20 protein-coding genes are annotated in these 21,380 nt (G+C 74.2%); all 20 read right to left on the bottom strand.

What is annotated here, in order from left to right:
• Window positions 1-40 precede the first annotated feature (40 nt).
• The 20 genes from gmk to rpsD all read right to left on the bottom strand — a co-directional run bounded on the left by gmk (window position 41) and on the right by rpsD (window position 21,288).
• Window positions 41-691: a guanylate kinase gene (gene gmk / locus AC0VX4_RS04875; RefSeq protein ID WP_049159167.1), complete on the bottom strand. Its 651-nt coding sequence runs from the start codon at window positions 689-691 to the stop codon at window positions 41-43.
• Between the two features lie 71 nt (window positions 692-762).
• Window positions 763-1,077, bottom strand: coding sequence for an integration host factor, actinobacterial type (mihF, locus tag AC0VX4_RS04870; RefSeq protein ID WP_036334906.1), 315 nt, complete (start codon window positions 1,075-1,077; stop codon window positions 763-765).
• A gap of 138 nt (window positions 1,078-1,215) precedes the next feature.
• On the bottom strand, window positions 1,216-2,103 hold the full coding sequence (gene pyrF, locus AC0VX4_RS04865) for an orotidine-5'-phosphate decarboxylase (protein WP_144823968.1): 888 nt from the start codon (window positions 2,101-2,103) through the stop codon (window positions 1,216-1,218).
• Window positions 2,100-5,405: a carbamoyl-phosphate synthase large subunit gene (gene carB / locus AC0VX4_RS04860; RefSeq protein WP_144823966.1), complete on the bottom strand. Its 3,306-nt coding sequence runs from the start codon at window positions 5,403-5,405 to the stop codon at window positions 2,100-2,102. Before carB ends, pyrF begins: the two co-directional genes overlap by 4 nt.
• A gap of 3 nt (window positions 5,406-5,408) precedes the next feature.
• On the bottom strand, window positions 5,409-6,593 hold the full coding sequence (gene carA / locus AC0VX4_RS04855; protein WP_144823965.1) for a glutamine-hydrolyzing carbamoyl-phosphate synthase small subunit: 1,185 nt from the start codon (window positions 6,591-6,593) through the stop codon (window positions 5,409-5,411).
• Window positions 6,590-7,216, bottom strand: coding sequence for a PH-like domain-containing protein (locus AC0VX4_RS04850; protein ID WP_002857020.1), 627 nt, complete (start codon window positions 7,214-7,216; stop codon window positions 6,590-6,592). The genes carA and AC0VX4_RS04850 overlap by 4 nt, the downstream gene beginning before the upstream one ends.
• A complete protein-coding gene (locus AC0VX4_RS04845; RefSeq protein ID WP_144823963.1) occupies window positions 7,213-8,592 on the bottom strand; it encodes a dihydroorotase in 1,380 nt (459 codons plus the stop codon). The genes AC0VX4_RS04850 and AC0VX4_RS04845 overlap by 4 nt, the downstream gene beginning before the upstream one ends.
• The gene (locus tag AC0VX4_RS04840; protein WP_002857024.1) at window positions 8,589-9,572 is read right to left on the bottom strand and encodes an aspartate carbamoyltransferase catalytic subunit; all 984 of its coding nucleotides are present in this window, start codon (window positions 9,570-9,572) and stop codon (window positions 8,589-8,591) included. The genes AC0VX4_RS04845 and AC0VX4_RS04840 overlap by 4 nt, the downstream gene beginning before the upstream one ends.
• 3 nt (window positions 9,573-9,575) lie before the next feature.
• Window positions 9,576-10,184: a bifunctional pyr operon transcriptional regulator/uracil phosphoribosyltransferase PyrR gene (pyrR, locus tag AC0VX4_RS04835; RefSeq protein ID WP_002857026.1), complete on the bottom strand. Its 609-nt coding sequence runs from the start codon at window positions 10,182-10,184 to the stop codon at window positions 9,576-9,578.
• Window positions 10,185-10,353: 169 nt separating this feature from the next.
• Window positions 10,354-10,806 carry a transcription antitermination factor NusB gene (nusB, locus tag AC0VX4_RS04830; RefSeq protein WP_049159157.1) on the bottom strand — a complete coding sequence of 151 codons (453 nt, stop codon included), beginning with the start codon at window positions 10,804-10,806 and terminating at the stop codon, window positions 10,354-10,356.
• Window positions 10,799-11,362: an elongation factor P gene (gene efp, locus AC0VX4_RS04825; RefSeq protein WP_002857030.1), complete on the bottom strand. Its 564-nt coding sequence runs from the start codon at window positions 11,360-11,362 to the stop codon at window positions 10,799-10,801. Before efp ends, nusB begins: the two co-directional genes overlap by 8 nt.
• Window positions 11,363-11,480: 118 nt before the next feature.
• Window positions 11,481-12,650 carry a 3-dehydroquinate synthase gene (gene aroB / locus AC0VX4_RS04820; RefSeq protein ID WP_002857032.1) on the bottom strand — a complete coding sequence of 390 codons (1,170 nt, stop codon included), beginning with the start codon at window positions 12,648-12,650 and terminating at the stop codon, window positions 11,481-11,483.
• Entirely contained in the window at window positions 12,647-13,351 is a 705-nt protein-coding gene (locus tag AC0VX4_RS04815) for a shikimate kinase (RefSeq protein WP_144823961.1), read from the bottom strand. Before AC0VX4_RS04815 ends, aroB begins: the two co-directional genes overlap by 4 nt.
• On the bottom strand, window positions 13,348-14,583 hold the full coding sequence (aroC, locus tag AC0VX4_RS04810) for a chorismate synthase (RefSeq protein WP_475464651.1): 1,236 nt from the start codon (window positions 14,581-14,583) through the stop codon (window positions 13,348-13,350). The genes AC0VX4_RS04815 and aroC overlap by 4 nt, the downstream gene beginning before the upstream one ends.
• A 79-nt stretch (window positions 14,584-14,662) precedes the next feature.
• Window positions 14,663-15,586 carry a shikimate dehydrogenase family protein gene (locus tag AC0VX4_RS04805; protein WP_144824168.1) on the bottom strand — a complete coding sequence of 308 codons (924 nt, stop codon included), beginning with the start codon at window positions 15,584-15,586 and terminating at the stop codon, window positions 14,663-14,665.
• Window positions 15,586-16,854, bottom strand: a complete 1,269-nt coding sequence (gene mltG / locus AC0VX4_RS04800; RefSeq protein ID WP_002857038.1) for an endolytic transglycosylase MltG — start codon at window positions 16,852-16,854, stop codon at window positions 15,586-15,588. Before mltG ends, AC0VX4_RS04805 begins: the two co-directional genes overlap by 1 nt.
• Window positions 16,851-17,420 (bottom strand): Holliday junction resolvase RuvX, encoded by a 570-nt coding sequence (ruvX, locus tag AC0VX4_RS04795; protein WP_144823960.1) that lies wholly within the window; start codon window positions 17,418-17,420, stop codon window positions 16,851-16,853. Before ruvX ends, mltG begins: the two co-directional genes overlap by 4 nt.
• On the bottom strand, window positions 17,380-20,091 hold the full coding sequence (alaS, locus tag AC0VX4_RS04790) for an alanine--tRNA ligase (protein ID WP_475464650.1): 2,712 nt from the start codon (window positions 20,089-20,091) through the stop codon (window positions 17,380-17,382). Before alaS ends, ruvX begins: the two co-directional genes overlap by 41 nt.
• The gene (locus tag AC0VX4_RS04785) at window positions 20,088-20,477 is read right to left on the bottom strand and encodes a hypothetical protein (protein WP_002857041.1); all 390 of its coding nucleotides are present in this window, start codon (window positions 20,475-20,477) and stop codon (window positions 20,088-20,090) included. Before AC0VX4_RS04785 ends, alaS begins: the two co-directional genes overlap by 4 nt.
• A gap of 184 nt (window positions 20,478-20,661) precedes the next feature.
• Window positions 20,662-21,288, bottom strand: coding sequence for a 30S ribosomal protein S4 (gene rpsD / locus AC0VX4_RS04780; RefSeq protein ID WP_002857042.1), 627 nt, complete (start codon window positions 21,286-21,288; stop codon window positions 20,662-20,664).
• Window positions 21,289-21,380 lie beyond the last annotated feature (92 nt).

Below are 21,380 nucleotides of genomic sequence, written 5' to 3'. Positions count from 1 at the left end.
GTCACGTCGGCGCCGGGTGCGGCGTCGGTGCGGCCGGTCCTCAGGCCTCGGTCGGACGGCGCTCGGGGTCCAGCCCCATGAGTCTCACCAGTTCCTCGGCGGCCCGCTCCACGCGGTCGTTCACGACGACAGCGTCGAACTCGGGTTCCGCGGCGAGTTCCAGTCTAGCCGTTTCGAGCCGGCGGCGCTGTTCCTCCGGGCTCTCGGTGCCGCGGCCGAGCAGTCGGGACACGAGTTCCTCCCAGCTCGGGGGCGCCAGGAACACGAAGGTGGCCTCCGGCAGCGCACGGCGGACCTGGCGCGCGCCCTGCAGGTCGATCTCCAGCAGGACGTGGCGCCCCTGCGCCACGGCCTCCATCACACGGTCGCGCCGCGTGCCGTAGCGGTGGACGCCGTGGACGACGGCCCATTCCAGCATCTCGTCCGCCTCGACGAGGGAGTCGAACTCCTCCGGCGCGGTGAAGTAGTAGTGCACTCCGTCCTCCTCGCCCGGGCGCGCCGGGCGGGTGGTGGCGGAGACGGACAGCCAGGCCTCGGGGTAGTGCTCGCGGACATAGGCCGAGACGGTGCCCTTGCCGACGGCGGTGGGGCCGGCCAGGACGGTGACGCCCGGGCCCGGGGGGCGTTCCTGGACGGCGGTGCGGGCCACCGGGACGGCGGGGGCGGGTCCGGGGTCGAACGTGTCGGTCACGCATCCTCCTGGTGGGACGGGCCTCGCAGGCCCTTCACCCGGGCCGGCGCCGACCCGCCGGGGTGTGGGGGTCACCGGCCAATATAGGCGATCAACGCCTCGCGCTGACGACGCCCCAGGCCACCCAGCCGACGCCGCGGCGAGATGCCGCACCCCGCCATCGTCTCCCGGGCCCGGACCTCGCCCACGCCCGGCAGGGCCAACAGCAGGTCCACGGCCCGCAGGCGGGCAACGGCGTCCTCGGCGTCCGCGCGCGCGAACACGTCGGCCAGGCCGACCTCACCGGCGGCGAAGGCCGCCTTGAGCTCCGCCCTCGCCTGGCGGGCCTGGAGGGCCTTCCTCCGGGCCTCCGCCCGCTCCTGCTCACTGAGCTGCCGCAACGCCATGGTCTGACCTCGATGCCTCGTGTTCCTCACCGGCCCCGTCGAGACCCGTCCACGGTCAAGGACAACGAGCACAGCCGATCGACAGGGAAGATACCATCCCGTGCAGAAGGCACGCAGCGCGCCGGGAGGACGCGGGCGTCACCGCAGAGCGGCGCGATTCTCCTCGATCGTGTCCACCAGCGAGGTCACCGAGGGACCCGCGCTCAGGATGCCGCGGGACGAGGTTGCCAAGACCTGCGCCCAGGCCGTGCCGAAGTCGGCCCGCATGCCCGGGGCCGTGGCGCCCTGGGCACCGAACCCGGGGGCCAGCAGGGACCCGCCGAGGGCCGGCAGGTCCAGGCCGAGGCGGTCCGCCTCGGCGGCCACCGTGGCGCCCAGGACGAGTCCCACCGGCCCCCACGCGTCGTCGCCGCGCAGGGCCGCGTTCTCAGCGGCCGCGGCCGCGGCGATGCGCCGGGCCACCGATCCCTCGGCCGACCCCTCGCCCACGTGCTGGACCTCGCGGCCCTCCGGATTGGAGGTCAGCGCGAGGACGAACACGCCGCGGCCGGCCTCGTGGGCGGCGCGGATGGTCGGCACGAGGGTGCCGAAACCCAGGTACGGGCTGAGCGTCACTGCATCCGCGGCCAGGGGCGAGGCGTCGGAGGTCCACGCGGCGGCGTAGCCGTCCATGGTGGAGCCGATGTCACCGCGCTTGGCGTCCGCGATCGTGAGCACCCCGGCGTCCCGGGCGGCCGCGAGCAGCCGCTCCAGGGCCGCCAGGCCGGCCGAGCCGTGGCGCTCGTACAGCGCCACCTGGGGCTTGATCGCCGCCACGCGGGGCCCCTCGGGACCCACCGCCGCCTCGAGGGCGGTCAGCGAGAACGCCTCGAGGCCCGCCGGGGTGTCGCTCAGGCCCCACTGCCGCAGCAGGGTCGGATGGGGGTCCACGCCGAGGCACAGCGGACCGGCCGTCTCCATAGCGTGGGCCAGCCGCCGCCCGAAGGGGGCGCGGGGCCCCGCGCCGCCCGTCGCCGTCGTGGTCACGCCGCGGCCTCCGGCCCGGCGACGGCCTGCTGCAGGCGCGCGTCGTGCTCCTGCAGTGAGGTGACGGACCACTCGTAGGACCGCATGGCCTCGATGGCCTGCAGGCACGCCCCGAACTCGGCCGTGGTCGTGATCACCGGCACGCCGAGCGAGGTCGCGGCCGCGCGGATCTCGTAGCCGTCCGTGCGTGCGTCGCCGCCGGAGGGCGTGTTCAGCACGAGATCGACGGTGCCGGCGTGCAGCTGCTCCAGCACGGTGCCCGCGCCGTCCTCGTGCCCGGCGTCGGCGATCTTCGCCACGACCTCCGCGGGGATGCCGTTGCGCCGCAGCACCTCGGCGGTGCCGCCGGTGGAGACCACCTGGAAGCCGAGGTCGACGAGGCGCTTGGCCTGGCCCACGAGGGTGCGCTTGTCCCGGTTCGCGACCGACACGAACACGCGCCCCGAGGTGGGCAGCGGGCCGCCGGCGGCGGATTGGGACTTGGCGAACGCGGTGTCGAAGTGCTTGTCGATGCCCATGACCTCGCCCGTCGAGCGCATCTCCGGGCCCAGCAGCGAGTCCACGACGCGGCCCTCCGCGGTGCGGAAGCGGGTGAACGGCAGCACCGCCTCCTTCACCGCCACGGGCGCGCCGATCGGCAGGGTGCCGCCGTCGTACGCCGTGGGCAGCATGCCCGCCGCGCGCAGGTCGGCGATGCTCTCGCCGACGCCGATCCGCGCGGCCGCCTTGGCCAGCTGGACGCCCGTGGCCTTCGAGACGAACGGCACGGTCCGCGAGGCGCGCGGGTTCGCCTCGATCACGTACAGCACGTCCGAGGCGAGCGCGAACTGGATGTTGATCAGGCCGCGCACCCCGACGCCGGCCGCGATGCGCTCGGTGGCGCGGTGCACGCGCTCGAGCACGTCCGGGCCCAGGGTGACGGGGGGCAGCACGCACGCGGAGTCACCCGAGTGGATGCCCGCCTCCTCGATGTGCTCCATGACACCGCCGAGGTACAGCTCGGTGCCGTCGTAGAGGGCGTCGACGTCGATCTCGATCGCGTCTTCGAGGAAGCGGTCCACGAGCATCGGCTGGTCGGGGGTGATCTCCGTGGCGTGCTCCACGTAGTGGGCCAGCGCCTCCTCGGAGTACACGATCTCCATGCCGCGGCCGCCGAGCACGTAGGAGGGGCGCACGAGCACGGGGTAGCCGATCTCGTCCGCCACGCGCTTGGCGTCGTCGAAGGAGACCGCCGTGCCGTTCTTCGGCGCCACCAGGCCCGCGCGCTCGAGCACGCGCGCGAACTCGCCGCGGTGCTCGGCCAGGTCGATGGCCGCGGGCGAGGTGCCCAGGATCGGCACGCCGGCGTCGGCGAGCTGCTGGGCCAGCTTGAGCGGGGTCTGGCCGCCGAGCTGCACGAAGACGCCGCGCACGCCGCCGGAGGCCTCCTCGGCCGCGATGACCTCCAGGACGTCCTCGAGCGTGAGCGGCTCGAAGTAGAGGCGGTCGGAGATGTCGTAGTCCGTGGACACGGTCTCCGGGTTGCAGTTGACCATCACGGTCTCGTAGCCGGCCTCGCGCAGCGCCATGGTGGCGTGCACGCACGAGTAGTCGAACTCGATGCCCTGGCCGATCCGGTTCGGGCCCGAGCCGAGGATGATCACCGACTCGCCCTCGTGCGGGGCTACCTCGGTCTCGAGGTCGTAGCTGGAGTACCGGTACGGGGTGAAGGCCTCGAACTCGGCGGCACAGGTGTCCACGGTCTTGTAGACGGGGCGCACACCCAGGGCGTGACGCACGCCGCGCACCACCGCCGCGTCCATGTGCCGCAGCGAGCCGATCTGGGCGTCGGAGAACCCGTGCCGCTTGGCGCGGCGCAGCAGGGCCTCGTCGAGGACCTCGGCGTCGCGGATCTCGTCCGCGACCTCGTTGATGAGCACGAACTGGTCCAGGAACCACGGGTCGATCGCGGTGGCGTCGAAGGCCTCCTCGATCGTGGCGCCGGCGTAGAGCGCCTGCTGGGTCTGGGAGAGCCGGTCCGTGGTGGCCGTGCGCGCCGCCGCGAGCAGGGCCTGCGAGTCGGCGTCCTGCGGGAACGCGAGCTCCGAGCCCTTCTGCTCGAGCGAGCGCAGCGCCTTCTGCAGGGCCTCCGTGAAGTTGCGGCCGATGGCCATGGCCTCGCCGACCGACTTCATGGTGGTGGTCAGCGTGGGGTCCGCCGCCGGGAACTTCTCGAACGCGAAGCGCGGGACCTTCACGACCACGTAGTCCAGGACCGGCTCGAAGGACGCCGGGGTCTTCTGGGTGATGTCGTTGGGGATCTCGTCCATCGTGTAGCCCAGGGCCAGCTTGGTGGCGATCTTGGCGATCGCGAAGCCGGTGGCCTTCGAGGCCAGCGCCGAGGAGCGGGACACCCGCGGGTTCATCTCGATCACGACGACCCGGCCGTCCACGGGGTTCACCGCGAACTGGATGTTGCAGCCGCCGGTGTCCACGCCGACCTCGCGGATGACGTTGATCGAGATGTCCCGCAGCTTCTGGTACTCGCGGTCCGTCAGCGTCATGGCCGGGGCCACGGTGATGGAGTCTCCGGTGTGCACGCCCACGGGGTCCACGTTCTCGATGGAGCAGACGACGACGACGTTGTCGTTCTTGTCCCGCATCATCTCCAGCTCGTACTCCTTCCAGCCGAGGATGGACTCCTCGAGCAGGACCTCGGAGGTCGGGCTGTACTGCAGGCCGGCGCCGCAGATGCGGTACAGGTCGGCCTCGTCGTAGGCCATGCCGGAGCCGAGGCCGCCCATCGTGAACGAGGGGCGCACCACCACGGGGTACTTCAGGTCCTCGACGGCGGCCAGGGCCTCCTCCATCGTGTGCACGATGTGGGACCGGGCGGACTCGCCGCCGGCGCGCTCCACGACGCCCTTGAACAGCTCGCGGTTCTCGCCGAGCTCGATGGCCTCGATGTTCGCGCCGATCAGCTCGACGCCGAAGCGCTCGAGCACCCCGTCCTTGTCGAGGGCGATGGCGGTGTTCAGCGCCGTCTGGCCGCCCAGGGTGGGCAGCAGGGCGTCCGGGCGCTCCTTCTCGATGATCTTGGCGACCACGGCCGGGGTGATGGGCTCGACGTAGGTGGCGTCGGCCAGCTCCGGGTCGGTCATGATCGTGGCCGGGTTGGAGTTGACGAGGACGACGCGGACGCCCTCCTCCTTGAGGACGCGGATGGCCTGGGTGCCGGAGTAGTCGAACTCGGCCGCCTGACCGATCACGATGGGGCCGGAGCCGATGACCAGGACGGACTTCAGGTCGGTGCGCTTGGGCATGGATCAGGCTCCTTCGGTGGCGGGGGTGGTGGCGGTGCGGTGCTCGGTGAGGAGCTGCACGAAGCGGTCGAACAGGTCGAGGGTGTCGTTGGGGCCGGCCGCGGACTCCGGGTGGAACTGCACGGAGAAGGCGGGCCGGTCGAGCAGGCGCAGGCCCTCGACCACCTGGTCGTTCAGGGACCAGTGGGAGACCTCGACGCGGCCGAAGCGCGACTCCGGCGCCTCGATCGGCTCGCCGAGGGGGGCGTCCACGGCGAAGCCGTGGTTCTGGGAGGTGATGGCCACGCGGCCCGTGGCCTTGTCCAGCACCGGCTGGTTCGGGCCGCGGTGGCCGAACTTCAGCTTGTAGGTGTCGAAGCCGAGCGCGCGGCCGAAGATCTGGTTGCCGAAGCAGATGCCGAAGAACGGCAGGCCGGCGTCGAGGACCTCGCGCAGCAGCTCCACCTGGGCGTCCGCGGTGGCCGGGTCGCCGGGTCCGTTGGACAGGAAGACGCCGTCCGGGTCCACGGCGCGGATGCCGGCCAGGTCCGTGGCGGCGGGCAGCACGTGCACGCGGATGCCGCGGGAGGCCAGGTGCCGCGGCGTGGCGGCCTTGATGCCGAGGTCGAGGGCGGCGATCTCGGCGATCGGCTCGCCCTCCCAGCCGTGCGCGGCCGGCTCGATGACGTACGGCTCCTCCGTGGTGACGGACTCGGCGAGGCGGGCGCCGGCCATCGACGCCTGGGCGCGCACCTCCGCCAGCAGCTCGGCCTCCGGGCGGGCGGCGTGCCCGCCGGAGAACACGCCGGCGCGCATCGAGCCCTCGGTGCGCAGGCGACGGGTGATGGCCCGGGTGTCGACCTCCCGGATCCCGACGACGCCGAACGCCTCGAGCTCCTCGTCGAGGCTGCGCTCGGCGCGCCAGTTGGACGGACGCCGGGCCGCGTCGCGGACCACGTAGCCGGCGGCGAAGATCGCCCGCGACTCGCGGTCGGCGTCGTTGACCCCGGTGTTGCCGATGTGCGGGGAGGTCTGCACGATGATCTGCCCCGCGTAGGACGGGTCGGTGAGGGTCTCCTGGTAGCCGGTCATGCCCGTGGTGAACACGGCCTCGCCCAGGGTGCGGCCGCGGGCGCCGTAGGCCCGGCCACGGTGGACGGTGCCGTCCTCGAGGACGAGCAGGGCCAGGTCGTCGGTGGGGGTGATCATCGGGGGTCTCCTTCTCCTGCGCGGCCGGCCGGGTCGGCCGGGGCGGGGTCGATGATGGTCTGCAGGGCGGCGAGGAGCCGGTCGCGGTCCTCGGGACGGTCGGGGCGGAAGGCGGAGGTGAGTTCGACGTCGCCGAGGCGCCAGCCCCAGGCGACGAGCCCGCCCGGCTCGACGAACTTGCCGGCAATCCCGGCGGACAGGCCGGCCTCGACGAGGTCGTCCGCGGGGATGAACAGGTTGGCGGCCCGCGGGCGGAGCACGAGCAGGCCGCGGTGGGCGCCGGCGTCGTGGACCTCGAGGACCGCGCGCGAGCGCAGGCCCAGGCCGTGCACCGCCACGCGATCCAGCCGGTCCTCGCCGCGCACCGTGCCCACGTGCATGCCCTCCGCGGACAGCGTCGGCTCGGCGTCGTAGAGGGCCGTCGGCACGGGGGCCGGGGCCGGGATCCCGGCCTGCGCCCGGCGGCGTGCCCGCCACCCGAGGGCCAGCAGGCCGAGCAGCACGAGGACGACGGCCAGGGTGCCCAGGGTCACCGGCAGCCACACGTCCGCGTAGTCCTTCGTCGGGGTCCGCGGCGGGACGGGTCGGGCCGCCAGGGCGGCGGCCAGAGGGGTGATGCTCACGCGCGCTCCCCCGTCTCCGTCAGGGCCGGGTGGCGGTACGGCCGGGCGGGGGCGCCGTCGGCGACGACGCGGGCACCGCGATAGACCGTGTGGCGCACCGCGCCCGGCAGCTCCATGCCCCGGTACGGGCTGTTGCGGGACTTGGTCACGTGCTGCTCGGGGTCCACCGTGCGGCGGGCCTGCGGGTCCACGAGCACGAGGTTGGCCACGGCACCGACGCGTGGGACACCGCGCTCGTCGGCCTGGCCCTGATCGGTCAGGCCGGCGATCCGGGCCGGCGCCGTGGACATCACGCGGGCGACGCCGGCCCAGTCCATCAGGCCGGTGTCCACCATCGCCTGCTGCACCACGGACAGGGCGGTCTCGAGGCCCGTCATGCCCATCGCCGCGACCGTCCACTCGCACTGCTTGGTCTCGGCGGTGTGCGGGGCGTGGTCGGTGCCCACGGTGTCGATGGTGCCGTCGGCCAGGCCGGCGCGCAGGGCCAGGACGTCGGACTCGCGGCGCAGCGGCGGGTTGACCTTGAACACGGGGTCGTAGGAGCGGACGAGCTCCTCGGTGAGCAGCAGGTGGTGCGGGGTGACCTCGGCGGTCACGGCCACGCCCTGGGCCTTGGCCCAGCGGATCAGCTCGACGGAGCCGGCCGTGGAGACGTGGCACACGTGCAGGCGGGAGTCCACATGCTGGGCCAGCAGCACGTCACGGGCGATGACGGCCTCCTCCGCCACGGCGGGCCAGCCGGCCAGGCCGAGGACGCCGGAGAGCTCGGACTCGTTCATCTGGGCGCCGGCGGTGAGGTTCGGCTCCTGCGCGTGCTGGGCCACGAAGCCGCCGAAGGACTTCACGTACTCGAGCGCCCGGCGCATCAGCACGGCGTCGTGGACGCACATGCCGTCGTCCGAGAACATGCGCACGCGGGCCTGCGAGTCGGCCATCGCGCCGAGGTCGGCCAGGGCCTCGCCGGCCAGGCCCACGGTCACCGCCCCCACGGGGTGCACATCGCACCAGCCCGCGTCCCGGCCCAGCCGCCACACCTGCTCCACCACGCCCGCGGTGTCCGCCGTCGGCGTCGAGTTGGCCATCGCGTGGACGGAGGTGAAGCCGCCCATCGCGGCGGCGCGGGTGCCGGTCTCGACCGTCTCCGCATCCTCCTTGCCGGGCTGACGCAGATGGGTGTGCAGGTCGATGAGCCCGGGCAGCAGCACCAGGCCGGCGCAGTCGACCTCCTCGGGGCTCGGCTCGAGGCCGGCGGCGTGGGCCGCGGCGTCCGGGCCGAGGGCGGCGATCCGGCCCTCGGCGACGAGCACGTCGGCGGTCTCGCCCGTGGTCAGGCGCGCGCTGCGCAGCAGCAGGGGGGCGGGGCTGGGGGCGCTCACAGGCGGACCTCCTGGTCGTGGTTGAGGACGAGGTGCAGGACCGCCATGCGGACGGACACGCCGTTGGCGACCTGCTCGAGGGCGGTGTTGCGGGGCGAGTCCGCCGCCGCCGGGCTGATCTCCAGGCCGCGGTTCATCGGGCCGGGGTGCATGACCACGGGCTCGTCGAGCAGGGCACCGCGGCCGGCGGTGAGGCGGGCGAAGCGGTCATCGGTCAGCCCCCAGGTCCGGGTGTACTCCCCCGCGGACGGGAAGAAGGCGCCGCCCATCCGCTCGGCCTGGACGCGGAGCATCATGACGGCGTCGGGGCCGGCGTCGAGGGCCTCGTCGAGCGAGTAGGTGACCTGGCACGGCCACGCGGCCACGCCCACGGGCAGCAGGGTGGGCGGGGCGGCCAGGGTGACCTGTGCGCCCAGCGTGCTGAGCAGCCACACATTGGACCGGGCCACGCGCGAGTGCAGGATGTCGCCCACGATCACCACGCGCATGCCGGTCAGGTCCCGGCCGACCAGGTCCTCTCCCGTCGCCGCGGCGAGGCGCCGGCGCAGGGTGAAGGCGTCCAGGAGGGCCTGGGTGGGGTGCTCGTGGGTGCCGTCGCCGGCGTTCACGACGGCGGAGCGCACCCAGCCGGAGTCGGCCAGCTGGCGGGCCGCGCCGGAGGACCAGTGGCGCATCACGATGGCGTCCGCGCCGATGGCCTCGAGCGTCTGGACGGTGTCCTTGAGCGACTCCCCCTTGGAGACGGACGATCCCTTCGCGGAGAAGTTGATCACGTCCGCGGAGAGCCGCTTGGCGGCCGCCTCGAAGGAGATGCGGGTGCGGGTGGAGTCCTCGAGGAAGAGGTTCACCACGGTGCGGCCGCGCAGGGCGGGCAGCTTCTTGACCTCGCGCTGGTTGACGGCGGCCATCTCCTCGGCGGTGTCGAGGACGGCGAGGGCGTCGGCGCGGGAGAGGTCGGCGGTGGACAGCAGGTGGCGCACGGCTCAGCCCTCCCGGGTCGCGACACGGTCGACGATGCTCACGGCGTCCTCGGTGACCTCGCCGGTGCCCTCGGGGCCGTCGACCTCCATGAGCCGGACCTGGACGCGCTCGGCGGTGGAGGTCGGCAGGTTCTTGCCCACGAAGTCGGCGCGGACGGGGAGCTCCCGGTGCCCGCGGTCCACGAGGACGGCCAGGCGCACGGCGGCGGGGCGGCCCAGGTCGGCGATCGCGTCGAGGGCGGCCCGGACGGTGCGGCCGGAGAAGAGGACGTCGTCCACGAGCACGACGACGGCGCCGTCGAGGGGAACCTCGGGCAGGCGGGTGGGCATCGGGGTGCGGGCCGTGCCGCGGCGGAGGTCGTCCCGGTAGAGGGTGACGTCCACCTCGCCGACGGCGGCGGTGGGGTCGAAGGCCGGTTCGATGCGGGCCAGCAGGTCGCCGAGTCGCCGGGCCAGGGGGGCCCCGCGGCGCGGGATCCCCATCAGGACGAGACCCTCGGCGCCCTTGTTGGACTCGAGGATCTCGTGGGCGATCCGGGTCAGCGCCCGGTCGATCTCGGACGCGGACAGCACGGTCCGGGCAGCACGAGGTGCGGCGGGATCAGTTCCCATGCCGGCGCCTCCTTCCCCGCCTCACAGGACGGCTCTTAAAGGATGCGTGGTTCGTCCCCGGGCGCCGCTGTGGCCCCGCGCGGGACGTCGTCGACTCTACCAGCGAGGCCCGCCCCGCGGCGCGGATGACGCGGTGCGGGACGGGCCTCGTGACGGAGCCCTCGGGGGCTCAGGCGAGCAGTGTCGGCTTGACCTGCTGCAGGCGGCCGAGCAGACCGTTGACGAACTCGGGCGAGTCGTCCGTGGACAGCTGGGCGGCGAGGGCGACGGCCTCCGAGATGGCGACGGCGTCCGGCACATCGTCCTGGAACAGCAGCTCCCAGGCCCCCACGCGCAGGATCGCCCGGTCGACGGCGGGCATGCGGTCCAGGGACCAGCCGCGGGAGTAGGAGCTCAGGGCCTCGTCGAGCCGCTCCTGGTCCGCGATGACGCCCTCCACGAGCCGCTGGGTGTAGGCGTTCACCTGCAGATCGGTGCTCTCGCGGCGGGTGCGGATGCCCTCCAGCGCGGTGGAGCCGCGCTGCTCGGCCTCGAACAGGATCTCCACCGCACGCTGCCGGGAGCGGCTGCGCGCCGTGGTCCCCCGCTTGGCAGCGGAGCCGGCGGAGGCCCGCTCAGTCATTGACGCGGCCGAGGTAGTCGCCGGTGCGGGTGTCGACCTTGACGCGGGTGCCCTGCTCCACGAAGAGCGGCACCTGGATCTCGGCGCCGGTCTCCACGGTGGCGGGCTTGGTGCCGGCGGACGAGCGGTCCCCCTGCAGACCCGGCTCGGTGTAGGTGATCTCCAGGACCACGGACGCCGGCATCTCCAGGTACAGGGGCGTGCCCTCGTGCAGGGCGATGACCACCTGGGTGTTCTCGAGCATGTACTTCGCGGCGTCGCCGACCACGGCCCCGGGCACGGTGATCTGGTCGTAGTCCTTGACGTCCATGAACACGTAGTCCGCGCCGTCCTGGTAGAGGTACTGGTAGTCGGAGCGGTCCACGGTGGCGAACTCGACCTTGGCGCCGGCGTTGAAGGTCTTGTCCACGACCTTGCCCGTGGTGATGTTCTTCATCTTGGTGCGGACGAACGCGCCGCCCTTGCCCGGCTTGACGTGCTGGAACTCGGTGACGTTCCAGAGCTGGCCCTCCAGCTTCAGGACGGCGCCGTTCTTGATGTCGTTGCTCGTTGCCACGTGTGTGCTCCCGATCGGTCTCGCGGACCGTCACGGGTCCGCCTGCAGTGGGTGGGGTCTTGGATGTGCGCGGGCCAGTCTACGGGAGGCCCCGCGCGGGGCCGGGGTCAGCGGCGGCTCACTCCGCGATCTCCTGGTACGCCGCGAAGAGCAGGGACGCGTCCGGGATGTCCACGGTGGTGGGCTGCGCGAGCCCGTCCAGCAGGACGAAGCGCAGCTGGTCGCCGCGGTTCTTCTTGTCCCGGCGGATGCCCTCGAGCAGGGTCTGCCACCGGTCCCCGCGGTAGGAGACGGGCAGGCCCAGGGCGGTCAGCACCGACCAGTGCCGGTCCGCGGTGGCGTCGTCGAGCCGGCCGAGTGACCGGGCCAGCTCGGCCGCGAAGACCAGGCCCACGGACACCGCGGCGCCGTGGCGCCACTGGTAGCGCTCGGCGAGCTCGATCGCGTGCCCCATCGTGTGGCCGTAGTTCAGCGCCTCGCGGGCGCCCGACTCGCGGGGGTCGCGGGAGACGATGTCCGCCTTCACCCGGATCGAGCGCTCGATCAGCTCGCGCAGCCGCGCGGAGTGCGGGTTCTGGGCCTGGGCCGGGTCCTCCTCGATGAGGTCGAGGATCACGGGGTCGGCGATGAAGCCGCACTTCACGACCTCGGCCAGGCCCGAGATCAGCTCGTTGGCCGGCAGGGTGAGCAGCGTGTCCAGGTCGGCCAGCACGCCGACCGGATTGTGGAACGCCCCCACCAGGTTCTTGCCCTCGGCGGTGTTGATGCCGGTCTTGCCGCCCACCGCCGCGTCCACCATGCCCAGCAGGGTGGTGGGCATGTGCACGACGCGGATGCCGCGCAGCCACGTGGCCGCCACGAAGCCGGCCAGGTCGGACACGGCGCCGCCGCCCACGGAGACGATCGCGTCCGACCGGGTGAAGTCGTTCTGGCCGAGGACCTGCCAGCAGAACCCGGCCACCTGCAGGTGCTTGCCCTCCTCGGCGTCCGGGATCTCGGCGGTCAGGGCGGTCAGGCCCACGGCCTCGAGGTCGTTCTTGACGACGTCGCCGGTCGCCCGGAGGGCGCGCGGGTGGATGACCAGCACGCGTCGGACGGTCGGGCCGAGCATGTCCGGCAGGCGCGCGAGCAGGCCCCGGCCCACCACCACGTCGTAGCCGCCGTGCACGGCCGCCTCGTGGCCGCCGGCCACGGGGATGACCGTGACGTCCTCGGGTGCGGCCGGAGCGGCCGCGGGCGCCGCCCCCGGGGTCTCCTGCTCGGTGCTGTCCGGCTGACTGTCGGTCATGGGTGTGACTCACTCCTTCGGGGGCGGTGGGCGTCCCCCACGATACGCCAGGCCGCCTCGGCGGCCGTCAGGCCTGTGGTGTCGAGCACGAGGTCGGCGACCTCGCGGTACAGCCCCTCCCGTTCGGCGAGGATGCGCCGCCAGGTCCCCACGGGGTCGCCGGCCAGGACGGGGCGGCCCGCGCCGCCGCCCACGCGGCGCAGCGCCTCGGCCTCCCCGACCGCGAGGTAGACGACGTCGGAATCCGACTCGGCCAGCGCCCGTCGGGTGCCCGGATGCAGGACGGCGCCGCCGCCGCACGAGAGGACGCACGGGGCGGGACGGCCGAGCACGTGGCCGATGACGCGGGCCTCCTCCGCCCGGAACGCGGCCTCGCCGTGCTCGGCGAAGAACTCGGGGATCGGGCCGTGGACCTGGGTGAACAGCTCGTCGGAGTCCACGAAGGGCAGCCCGGTCACGGCGGCCAGGGCCCGGCCGACCGTCGTCTTCCCGGCACCCATCGGGCCGACGAGGACGACCCGGCGGGCCGGGCGCGCATCCGGGTCCTCGTCGGCCGCGGCGGCCACCGTGACCGCGGCCGTCAGGCGCGCCTCGAGGGCGCCGGTCATGCCCTCCCACGGGCACACGGTGACGGGCCCGGGGACGGGACGCGTGCTCGGGTCCGGTCCCGGGGCCGGCGCGGTCCCGGGGGTGTCGGTCACGGCAGGGGGTCGCCCATCGGGCCGTCCGTCACGACGTCGGCGCCCGGCTCCGGCAGGGCGGGGACCGCGGCCTGGAACGCCTCGAGGTTGCGGCGCGTCTCGGCCACGGAGTCGCCGCCGAACTTCTCGAGCATCGCGTCGGCCAGGACGAGGGCGACCATGGCCTCGGCGACGATGCCCGCGGCGGGCACGGCCGCCACGTCGGAGCGCTGATGGTGGGCCGTGGCCTCCGCGCCCGTGGCGACGTCGACCGTGGGCAGCGCGCGCGGCACCGTGGCGATCGGCTTCATCGCGGCGCTCACGCGCAGCAGCTCGCCCGTCGACATGCCCGCCTCGATGCCGCCGGCCCGGTCGCTCGTGCGCCGGGGGCGACCGTCCGCGCCGCGGGCGATCCCGTCGTGGGCGGCGGAGCCGCGTCGCGCGGCCGTGGCGAACCCGTCGCCGACCTGCACGCCCTTGATCGCCTGGATGCCCATCAGCGCCCCGGCCAGCCGAGCGTCGAGGCGGCGGTCCCAGTGCACGTGGGAGCCCAGGCCGATCGGCACGCCGTACGCCAGCACCTCCACGACGCCGCCGAGGGTCTCCCCGGCGCGGTGGGCGTCGTCGACCTCGGCGACCATCGCCGCCGAGGTCTGCGGGTCGATGCAGCGGACCGGGTCGGCGTCGAGGCGGGCCTCGTCCTCGGGGACGGGGAACGGGTGGCCCGCCGGCAGGGCCGCCTCCCCGAAGGCCACGGTGTGGGAGACGATCCGCACGCCGAGCTCACCGAGGAAGGCGCGGGCGACGGTGCCCATGGCCACGCGTGCGGCGGTCTCGCGGGCGGAGGCGCGCTCGAGGAGGGGGCGGGCCTCGTCGAAGCCGTACTTCTGCATGCCGGTCAGGTCGGCGTGGCCGGGCCGCGGGCGGGTGAGCGCCGCGTTGCGGGCCAGACCGTCGAGCTCCTCCGCGGGGACGGGATCGGCGGCCATCACCTTCTCCCACTTGGGCCATTCCGTGTTGCCCACCTGGATCGCCACGGGCGAGCCGAGGGTGCGGCCATGGCGGACACCGCCGAGGATCGTCACCGCGTCCTGCTCGAACTTCATGCGCGCGCCGCGGCCGTACCCCAGGCGGCGGCGCGCGAGCGCGTCCTGCACGTCCTGCGTCGTGACCGGGATCCCGGCCGGCAGTCCCTCAACGATTCCTGTGAGCGCGGGGCCGTGAGACTCCCCCGCTGTCAACCAGCGCACCATGGCGTGCAGTCTCTCACGCACGGGGCACCGCGCCGCCACGTGTGACCGGACGGGACGCGCCGGATCCGCCGTCCGGCGCTCAGCCGGCGGCCGGCCCCAGGGCGTCCGCCGCGGCGCGCGTCACCGCCGCCCAGTCCGGCTCGGGCATCCCGGCCGCGGCGCGGGGCCGGGCCGTGAACAGCCGGACCTGCTCGACGCCCTGATGCAGCAGCATGGACAGCCCCGACGCCACCGGACCGCCCTTCCGGGACCAGGCCGCCGCCAGCACGGAGGGCCACGGGTCGTAGGCCGCGTCCAGCAGGGGCGGCAGGGCGGCCTCGGCCGGCACGTGTGCGGCCAGGGCGTCCGCGGCGCGCGGCGGCAGGGTGGCGACGACGGCACGCAGCCCCGGCGCCCGCCGGAGCAGATCCGCCTGGGTCAGGGTCGCCCAGCGCAGCCCGAGCGCGTCGGCCAGGGCCGTCACCTCGGCGGCGCGGGCGGCGGCGCGGACGCCGAAGAACACCGAGTCCGCGCCGAGCGTGGCGGCGGCGAGGACGGCCGCCGTCGCGGTCCCCCCGTTCCCGAGGACGCCGACGGTCCCGCCCCGGGCGGCACGGTCGAGGCCGGCCGCGGCGAGGGCGCCGAGGATGCCGTCCACGTCCGTGTTCTCGGCGTGGACGACCCCGGGGGCGGCGGGGTGGTCGCGCACGAGGGTGTTCGCGGTGCCCAGGAGCCGGACGCGGTCGCTGACGTGCCCGGCGGCGGCGACGGCCGCCCGCTTCAGCGGCATGGTGACGGAGCAGCCGAGCCAGTCCTGCCCGCGGGCCGCGGCCGCGCCGCCGTCGGCCGCGCCCGGGGCGCCGAGGTGCTCGGCCGCGAAGGCGAGCACCTCGCCCTCGCCCAGGTCCCGGCGGCCGTAGTCGACGTCGAGGCCCAGGACCCGGTAGGCGGCCGCGTGCAGCACCGGGGAGAGCGAGTGGGCGATCGGCCGGCCCAGGACCGCCGCGTGCAGCACGGGGCGCATCAGCACACCCCCGGATTGGACGCGCAGTAGCGCTGCAGGGTGCGCACGTGCTGCTGGTGCTCCTCATAGGTGCGGGAGAACTCGGTGTGGCCGGTGCCGATGTCCGTGGTCACCCAGTAGTAGGCGTCCGTCTCGGCCGGGTCGAGGGCGGCCTCGACGGCCGCGTCGGAGGGCATGCCGATCGGACCCGGCGGCAGGCCCGGGTGCACGTACGTGTTGTAGGGGTTCGAGGCGTCCTGGCGCTGGCCCGAGGTGAAGCTGAGGCTGCGCACGCCGAGGCCGTACGTGACGGTCGCGTCGATCTGTAGGAGCCCGTGCGTCTCGGTGTTGTCCGGGGCGAGGCGGTTCTCGATGGCGCCGGCCACCTGCCGGTAGTCCTGGGGCAGGGCCTCCGCCTCGAGGATGGAGGCGATCGTGAGCACGCGCCGCTGCTCGGCCGGGTCGCGGACGTCGAGAGACTCGAGCTCGGCGAGGGTGGGCCGGATCAGGGCGTCGAGCACCTGTTCGGCGGTGGCGTCGACGGGGATGCGGTACTCCCCCGCGTCGAGCCAGCCCTCGAGCGTGCCCGCCTCCGCGGGGACGCCGTAGCGGGTCGGGTCCTGGGCGGCGGCCTCGAGCTCCTCGCGGGGCAGCCCCGTGGCCTCGGCGACCGCGTCCAGCACCTCGGTGAGTCGCCGGCCGCGCTCCACGAGCACGTAGTGGACGGCGCCGTCCGTGGCGCCCTGGAGCACCGCGAGGGCGTCGGCCGCGGGCATCCGCTCGCGCAGCACGAAGTCCCCCGAACGCACGAGACCGCTGTGCGTGTCCCGGGCCGCGCGCTCGAACGCACGGGCGGAGCCGACGATGCCGGCCCGGTCCAGGCGGGCCGCCACGGAGCCCAGGTCCTCGCCCGGCTCCACTGAGAACGTCACCTCGTCACCCTCGACGGCCGTGTGGTCGGAGCCGCTCAGGAAGCCGCGCACGATCAGCCCGACCACGACGGCGAACGCCACGAGGACGGTGCCCAGCACCAGCGCGGTCCGCCGCCGACCGGCGCCGCGGTCGACCCGCGGGGCCGGGTGGGACCCGGAGCCCCGGCGACGCAGGAGCCTGCGAGGCCGGCGTGGGCCGGCCGCGTCGACCGGCTGGGACGGGGCGCCGAGATCGGCCTCGTCCGCCTCGTCGTGGACGAAGCCGAACACGTCGAGGTCGTCGTGGACGTCGGCCTCGTCGCCGAGCAGATCGTCCCAGTGGTCCTCACCACGAGCGTGCTGGTGCTCGCCGGTCACCGGATCTGCTCCCGGTCCTGGCCGGCCCAGCGTCCGGTGCGGCGCTGCTCGTCCACGGCGGCCTGCAGGATCGCGACGGCGGCCGCCTGGTCGATCACGCCGCGGCTGTCCTTGACGGACCGGCCCGCGGCCCGCAGTCCGGCCTGCGCGGAGACCGTGCTGAGCCGCTCGTCGACGAGCCGGACCGGCACGGGGTGGCCCGTCTCGACCAGGGCGGCGGCGACGGCGTCCGCGTAGTCGAGGGCGTCCTGCGTGGACGGCGTGTGCTCGCCCCGCAGATTCACCGGCAGGCCGACGTACACGGCGACGACGTCGAGCTCGCGTGCGTGGGCGACGAGCTCGTCCACGTCGCGACGTCGACGCGCATCCCGCCGCAGGGTGGCCACGGGGGTGGCGATCAGGCCGTCGGGGTCGGCCGACGCGACGCCCACGCGGGCACGGCCGACGTCGACGCCGAGGGTGCGCCCCCGGCGCACGGCGTCGCTCGCCACGGCGGCCCCGTCCTGACCTGCGCTCACGTCCGCCTCAGGCCGCGCGCACCGCGGCGACGACGGCGTCGAGCGCATCCCCGACGCGCGTGACGTCCTGGCCGCCGCCCTGGGCGACGTCGTCCTTGCCTCCGCCCCCGCCGCCGAGCACGCCGGTGGCGATCTTGACCATGGCGCCCGCCTTGAGGCCGGCCGCGCGGGCGGCCTCGTTGGTCGCCACGATCACGAGGGGCCGGCCCTTGGCCTCGGCCGTGAGGGCCACGAGCACGGGGGTGCCCGCCGCGTTGCCGCCGGCCGACTCGATCCGGGCGCGCAGGTCCAGCGCGAGGGAACGCAGCTGGTCCCCGGCCACGTCGCCGGCGTGGTGCGCCAGCACCCGCACCGCCGTCCCGGCGGAGGTCGTGACGTCCTGGGCCTGCCCGGCGAGCTGGCCGGCCTGGGCCTGCAGCGCCTGGGCCCGCAGCTCCGCGACCTGCTTCTCGGCCGCCTTGAGCCGGTCCAGGGTGGCGCCGATGCGGTCCTTGAGCTCCTCGGCCGGGGCCTTGAACATCTCCGAGAGCTCGGAGACGAGGGTGCGCTCCGCGGCGAGGTGGCGGAACGAGTCCAGGCCGACGAGCGCCTCGACGCGGCGGTTGCCCGAGCCCACGGACTGCTCGCCGAGCAGGGTCAGCGAGCCGATCTGCGCGGTGCGGCCCACGTGGGTGCCGCCGCACAGCTCGCGGGACCAGGCGCCGTCGATCTCCACGACGCGCACCCGGTCGCCGTACTTCTCGCCGAACAGGCTCATCGCGCCGAGTGCGCGCGCCTCCTCGAGGCTCATCTCCTGGGTGAGCACGGTGTGGTCGTCGCGGATGGCGATGTTCACCACGTCCTCGACCTCGGAGCGGGCCCCGGCCGACAGCGACTCGGCCCAGCGGAAGTCGAAGCGCAGGTAGCCCTCCTTGTTGAAGGAGCCGGACTGGGTGGCCTCGGGGCCGAGGATCTGGTGCAGCGCGGCGTGCACCAGGTGGGTGCCGGAGTGGGCCTTCTCGCCGTCGAGGCGGCGCTGCAGGTCGATCGCGCCGAGGGCCTGCGCGCCGGCGGCGACCTCACCGTCGAGGACCTTGACCCTGTGCACGGACAGCCCCTTCACGGGGGCCTGCACGTCGAGCACCTCGAGGCGGAAGCCGTCGCCGGTGATCAGGCCGGTGTCCGCGGCCTGGCCGCCGGACTCCGCGTAGAACGGCGTGGCGTCCAGGACGAGCTCGAGCTCCGTGCCGGCGCCCGCGGACGGGACCTCCTCGCCGTTCTGCAGCAGGCCGCGCACCACGGACTCGGTGGTGTGCTCGGTGTAGCCGGTGAAATGGGTCTGGCCCTCGGCGCGCAGGCGCTGGTACACGGCCGTGTCCGTGTGGCCGGACTTCTTGGCCTTGGCGTCCGCGCGGGCGCGGTCGCGCTGCTCGGCCATGAGGGCACGGAACCCGGCCTCGTCCACGGCGACGCCGGCCTCCTCCGCGATCTCCAGCGTCAGCTCGATCGGGAAGCCGTAGGTGTCGTGCAGCTCGAACGCGTCCGGGCCCGCGATGCCGCCGCCCGCCGAGCGAGCCTGGCCGACCGCGGCGTCGAGGCGGGCCGTGCCCGCGGCGATGGTCCGCAGGAACGCCTTCTCCTCGGCGTAGGCGATCCGGGAGATGCGCTCGAACTCGTCCGCCACGACCGGGTAGGTGCCCTTCATCGCGTCCCGGGAGACCGGCAGCAGTTCGGGGAACACCGGCTCGGTGACGCCCATCAGGCGCAGGGCGCGGACGACGCGGCGGATGAGGCGGCGCAGCACGTAGCCGCGGCCCTCGTTGCCGGGGCGCACGCCGTCGCTGATCAGCATCAGGGCCGAGCGCACGTGGTCGGCCACCATGCGCAGGCGGACGTCGTCGTCGTAGTGCGGGTCGGCCGGGTCCTCGGTGGAGGTGTAGGCCCGGCCGGCCAGCTGCGCCGCGCGGTCGAGCACCGGGCGGACCTGGTCCGTCTCGTACATGTTCTCCACACCCTGGAGGATCATGGCGAGCCGCTCGAGGCCGAGACCGGTGTCGATGTTCTTGTGCTCGAGCTCGCCGGCGACGTCGAAGTCGTCCTTCGAGCGCACCGCGGAGAGGCGGTACTGCATGAACACGAGGTTCCAGATCTCGATGTAGCGGGTGTCGTCCGCGGCCGGGCCGCCGTCGACGCCGTACGCGGGGCCGCGGTCGTAGAAGATCTCCGAGCAGGGGCCGCCCGGGCCGGGCTGGCCGGTGTTCCAGTAGTTGTCGTCCTTGCCCATGCGCTGGATGCGCTCGGGACGGACGCCCACGTCCTCGCGCCAGATGCGCTCGGCCTCGTCGTCCTCGCGGTACACGGTGACCCAGAGGCGCTCGGGGTCCAGGCCGAAGCCACCGTCCTCGACCGAGGACGTCAGCAGCTCCCAGGCCATCGGGATGGCCGTCTCCTTGAAGTAGTCGCCGAAGGAGAAGTTGCCGCACATCTGGAAGAAGGTGCCGTGGCGGACGGTCTTGCCGACCTCCTCGATGTCCGCGGTGCGGATGCACTTCTGCACCGAGACGACGCGCGGGCTCGGCGGGGTCTGCTCCCCCAGGAAGTACGGGATGAACGGGACCATGCCGGCCACCGTGAACAGCAGCGACGGATCCGGCGAGATAAGCGACGCCGACGGCACCACGCGGTGCCCCCTGGACTCGAAGAAGGCGGTCCAGCGGCGGGCGATCTCCTGGGACTTCATGCGGGGGTGTCCTTCTGCGTGGTGGTGGTCTGGGGGCGGGCGGCGCCGTGCGACGGCGGCTCCACGGTCTCCCCGGCGATGATCGGCCCCGTGTGGGGCAGGTAGGGGGCGGCCCAGGGGGCCTGGGCGCGCACGCGGTCGGCCAGGCGCCGCGCACCGTCCTGCAGGGCGGCCGTGGCGGCGTCGGCGGCGGCCTCACCGGCCTGGCGGGCCAGACGCTCCGGGTCCAGGCGGGCGGAGAACCCCGCGCGCCCCCCAGCGGAGCCGGGATCCGACGTCGGCGCGTCGGTCCCGTCGGTGGCCGGGTGGGCACGGTCTCCGAGGGCGCGGTGTGCGAACCAGCCGGATGCGGCGCCGGCGCCGACGAGCAGCAGCGAGCGGAGCATGGCGGGGGCCTCCTTCGGACGGCAGGGATTCCGGCCCCACCTTACCGGGCGCGGCGCCGATCCCCGGCGCCGATCCCCGGCGGCGGGCCCGGGGGACGCCGCAGGCCCGGTCACCTCCGAGAGGTGACCGGGCCTGCGGGACGCGCGGGGCGCCGTCGTCCGGGAGGGACCCGGACGGGGCGGATCAGCGCGCGTAGTACTCGACCACGAGCTGCTCCTCGCAGGTCACGGGGACCTCGGAGCGCTTCGGGCGACGGGTGAGGGTGGCGCGCAGCTTGTCGATCTCCACGGTCAGGTAGCCCGGGGTGGCGGGCAGGACCTGCTGGTGGGCGCCGGCGGCGGCCAGCTGGAAGGGGACCATCTTCTCCGAGCGCTCGTGCACGTGGATCATCTGGCCCTCCTTCACGCGGAACGAGGGGATGTCCACGCGCTTGCCGTCCACCAGGATGTGGCGGTGCACGACGAGCTGGCGGGCCTGCTGGATGGTGCGGGCGAAGCCGGCGCGCAGCACGAGGGCGTCGAGGCGCTGCTCGAGGAGCTCGACCAGGTTCTCACCGGTCAGGCCGGCGGTGCGCTTGGCCTCCTCGAAGTAGCGGCGCATCTGGGCCTCGCGGATGTTGTACTGGGCGCGCAGACGCTGCTTCTCCTTGAGGCGCACCGCGTAGTCCGAGTCCTGCTTGCGGCGGGCGCGGCCGTGCTGGCCGGGGCCGTACGGACGACGCTCCATGTACTTCTCGGCCTTGGGGGTCAGCGCGATGCCCAGGGCGCGGGAGTGCCGCACGGTGCGGCGGGTGCGAAGGTTGCCACTCATGGTGGACCTGCCTTTCCTTGACGTGCGGCACGGTTCGGGTTTGTCTCGAGGTCTCGTCCGGGCGCCGGGGCGCACGGGTCAAGGGGACTCGA

It is taken from the genome of Micrococcus sp. 63XJN7_8_ISO-PGPR-S23-253, from assembly GCF_056173425.1.
The sequence above is the reverse complement of the archived record's forward strand: the minus strand, read 5'-3'. Positions and strand labels throughout refer to the sequence as shown.

Coding starts and splice junctions, on each gene's coding strand:
- mihF (WP_036334906.1), bottom strand. CDS start 1,077: ATGGCGTTGCGGCAGCTCAGTGAGCAGGAGCGGGCGGAGGCCCGGAGG.
- carB (WP_144823966.1), bottom strand. CDS start 5,405: ATGCCCAAGCGCACCGACCTGAAGTCCGTCCTGGTCATCGGCTCCGGC.
- carA (WP_144823965.1), bottom strand. CDS start 6,593: ATGATCACCCCCACCGACGACCTGGCCCTGCTCGTCCTCGAGGACGGC.
- pyrR (WP_002857026.1), bottom strand. CDS start 10,184: ATGGGAACTGATCCCGCCGCACCTCGTGCTGCCCGGACCGTGCTGTCC.
- nusB (WP_049159157.1), bottom strand. CDS start 10,806: ATGACTGAGCGGGCCTCCGCCGGCTCCGCTGCCAAGCGGGGGACCACG.
- aroB (WP_002857032.1), bottom strand. CDS start 12,650: ATGACCGACAGTCAGCCGGACAGCACCGAGCAGGAGACCCCGGGGGCG.
- aroC (WP_475464651.1), bottom strand. CDS start 14,583: ATGGTGCGCTGGTTGACAGCGGGGGAGTCTCACGGCCCCGCGCTCACA.
- AC0VX4_RS04805 (WP_144824168.1), bottom strand. CDS start 15,586: ATGCGCCCCGTGCTGCACGCGGCGGTCCTGGGCCGGCCGATCGCCCAC.
- ruvX (WP_144823960.1), bottom strand. CDS start 17,420: ATGCGCTCGACGCCGTCGTCGCCGCGGTGCGCGCGGCCTGAGGCGGAC.
- alaS (WP_475464650.1), bottom strand. CDS start 20,091: ATGAAGTCCCAGGAGATCGCCCGCCGCTGGACCGCCTTCTTCGAGTCC.
- AC0VX4_RS04785 (WP_002857041.1), bottom strand. CDS start 20,477: ATGCTCCGCTCGCTGCTGCTCGTCGGCGCCGGCGCCGCATCCGGCTGG.
- rpsD (WP_002857042.1), bottom strand. CDS start 21,288: ATGAGTGGCAACCTTCGCACCCGCCGCACCGTGCGGCACTCCCGCGCC.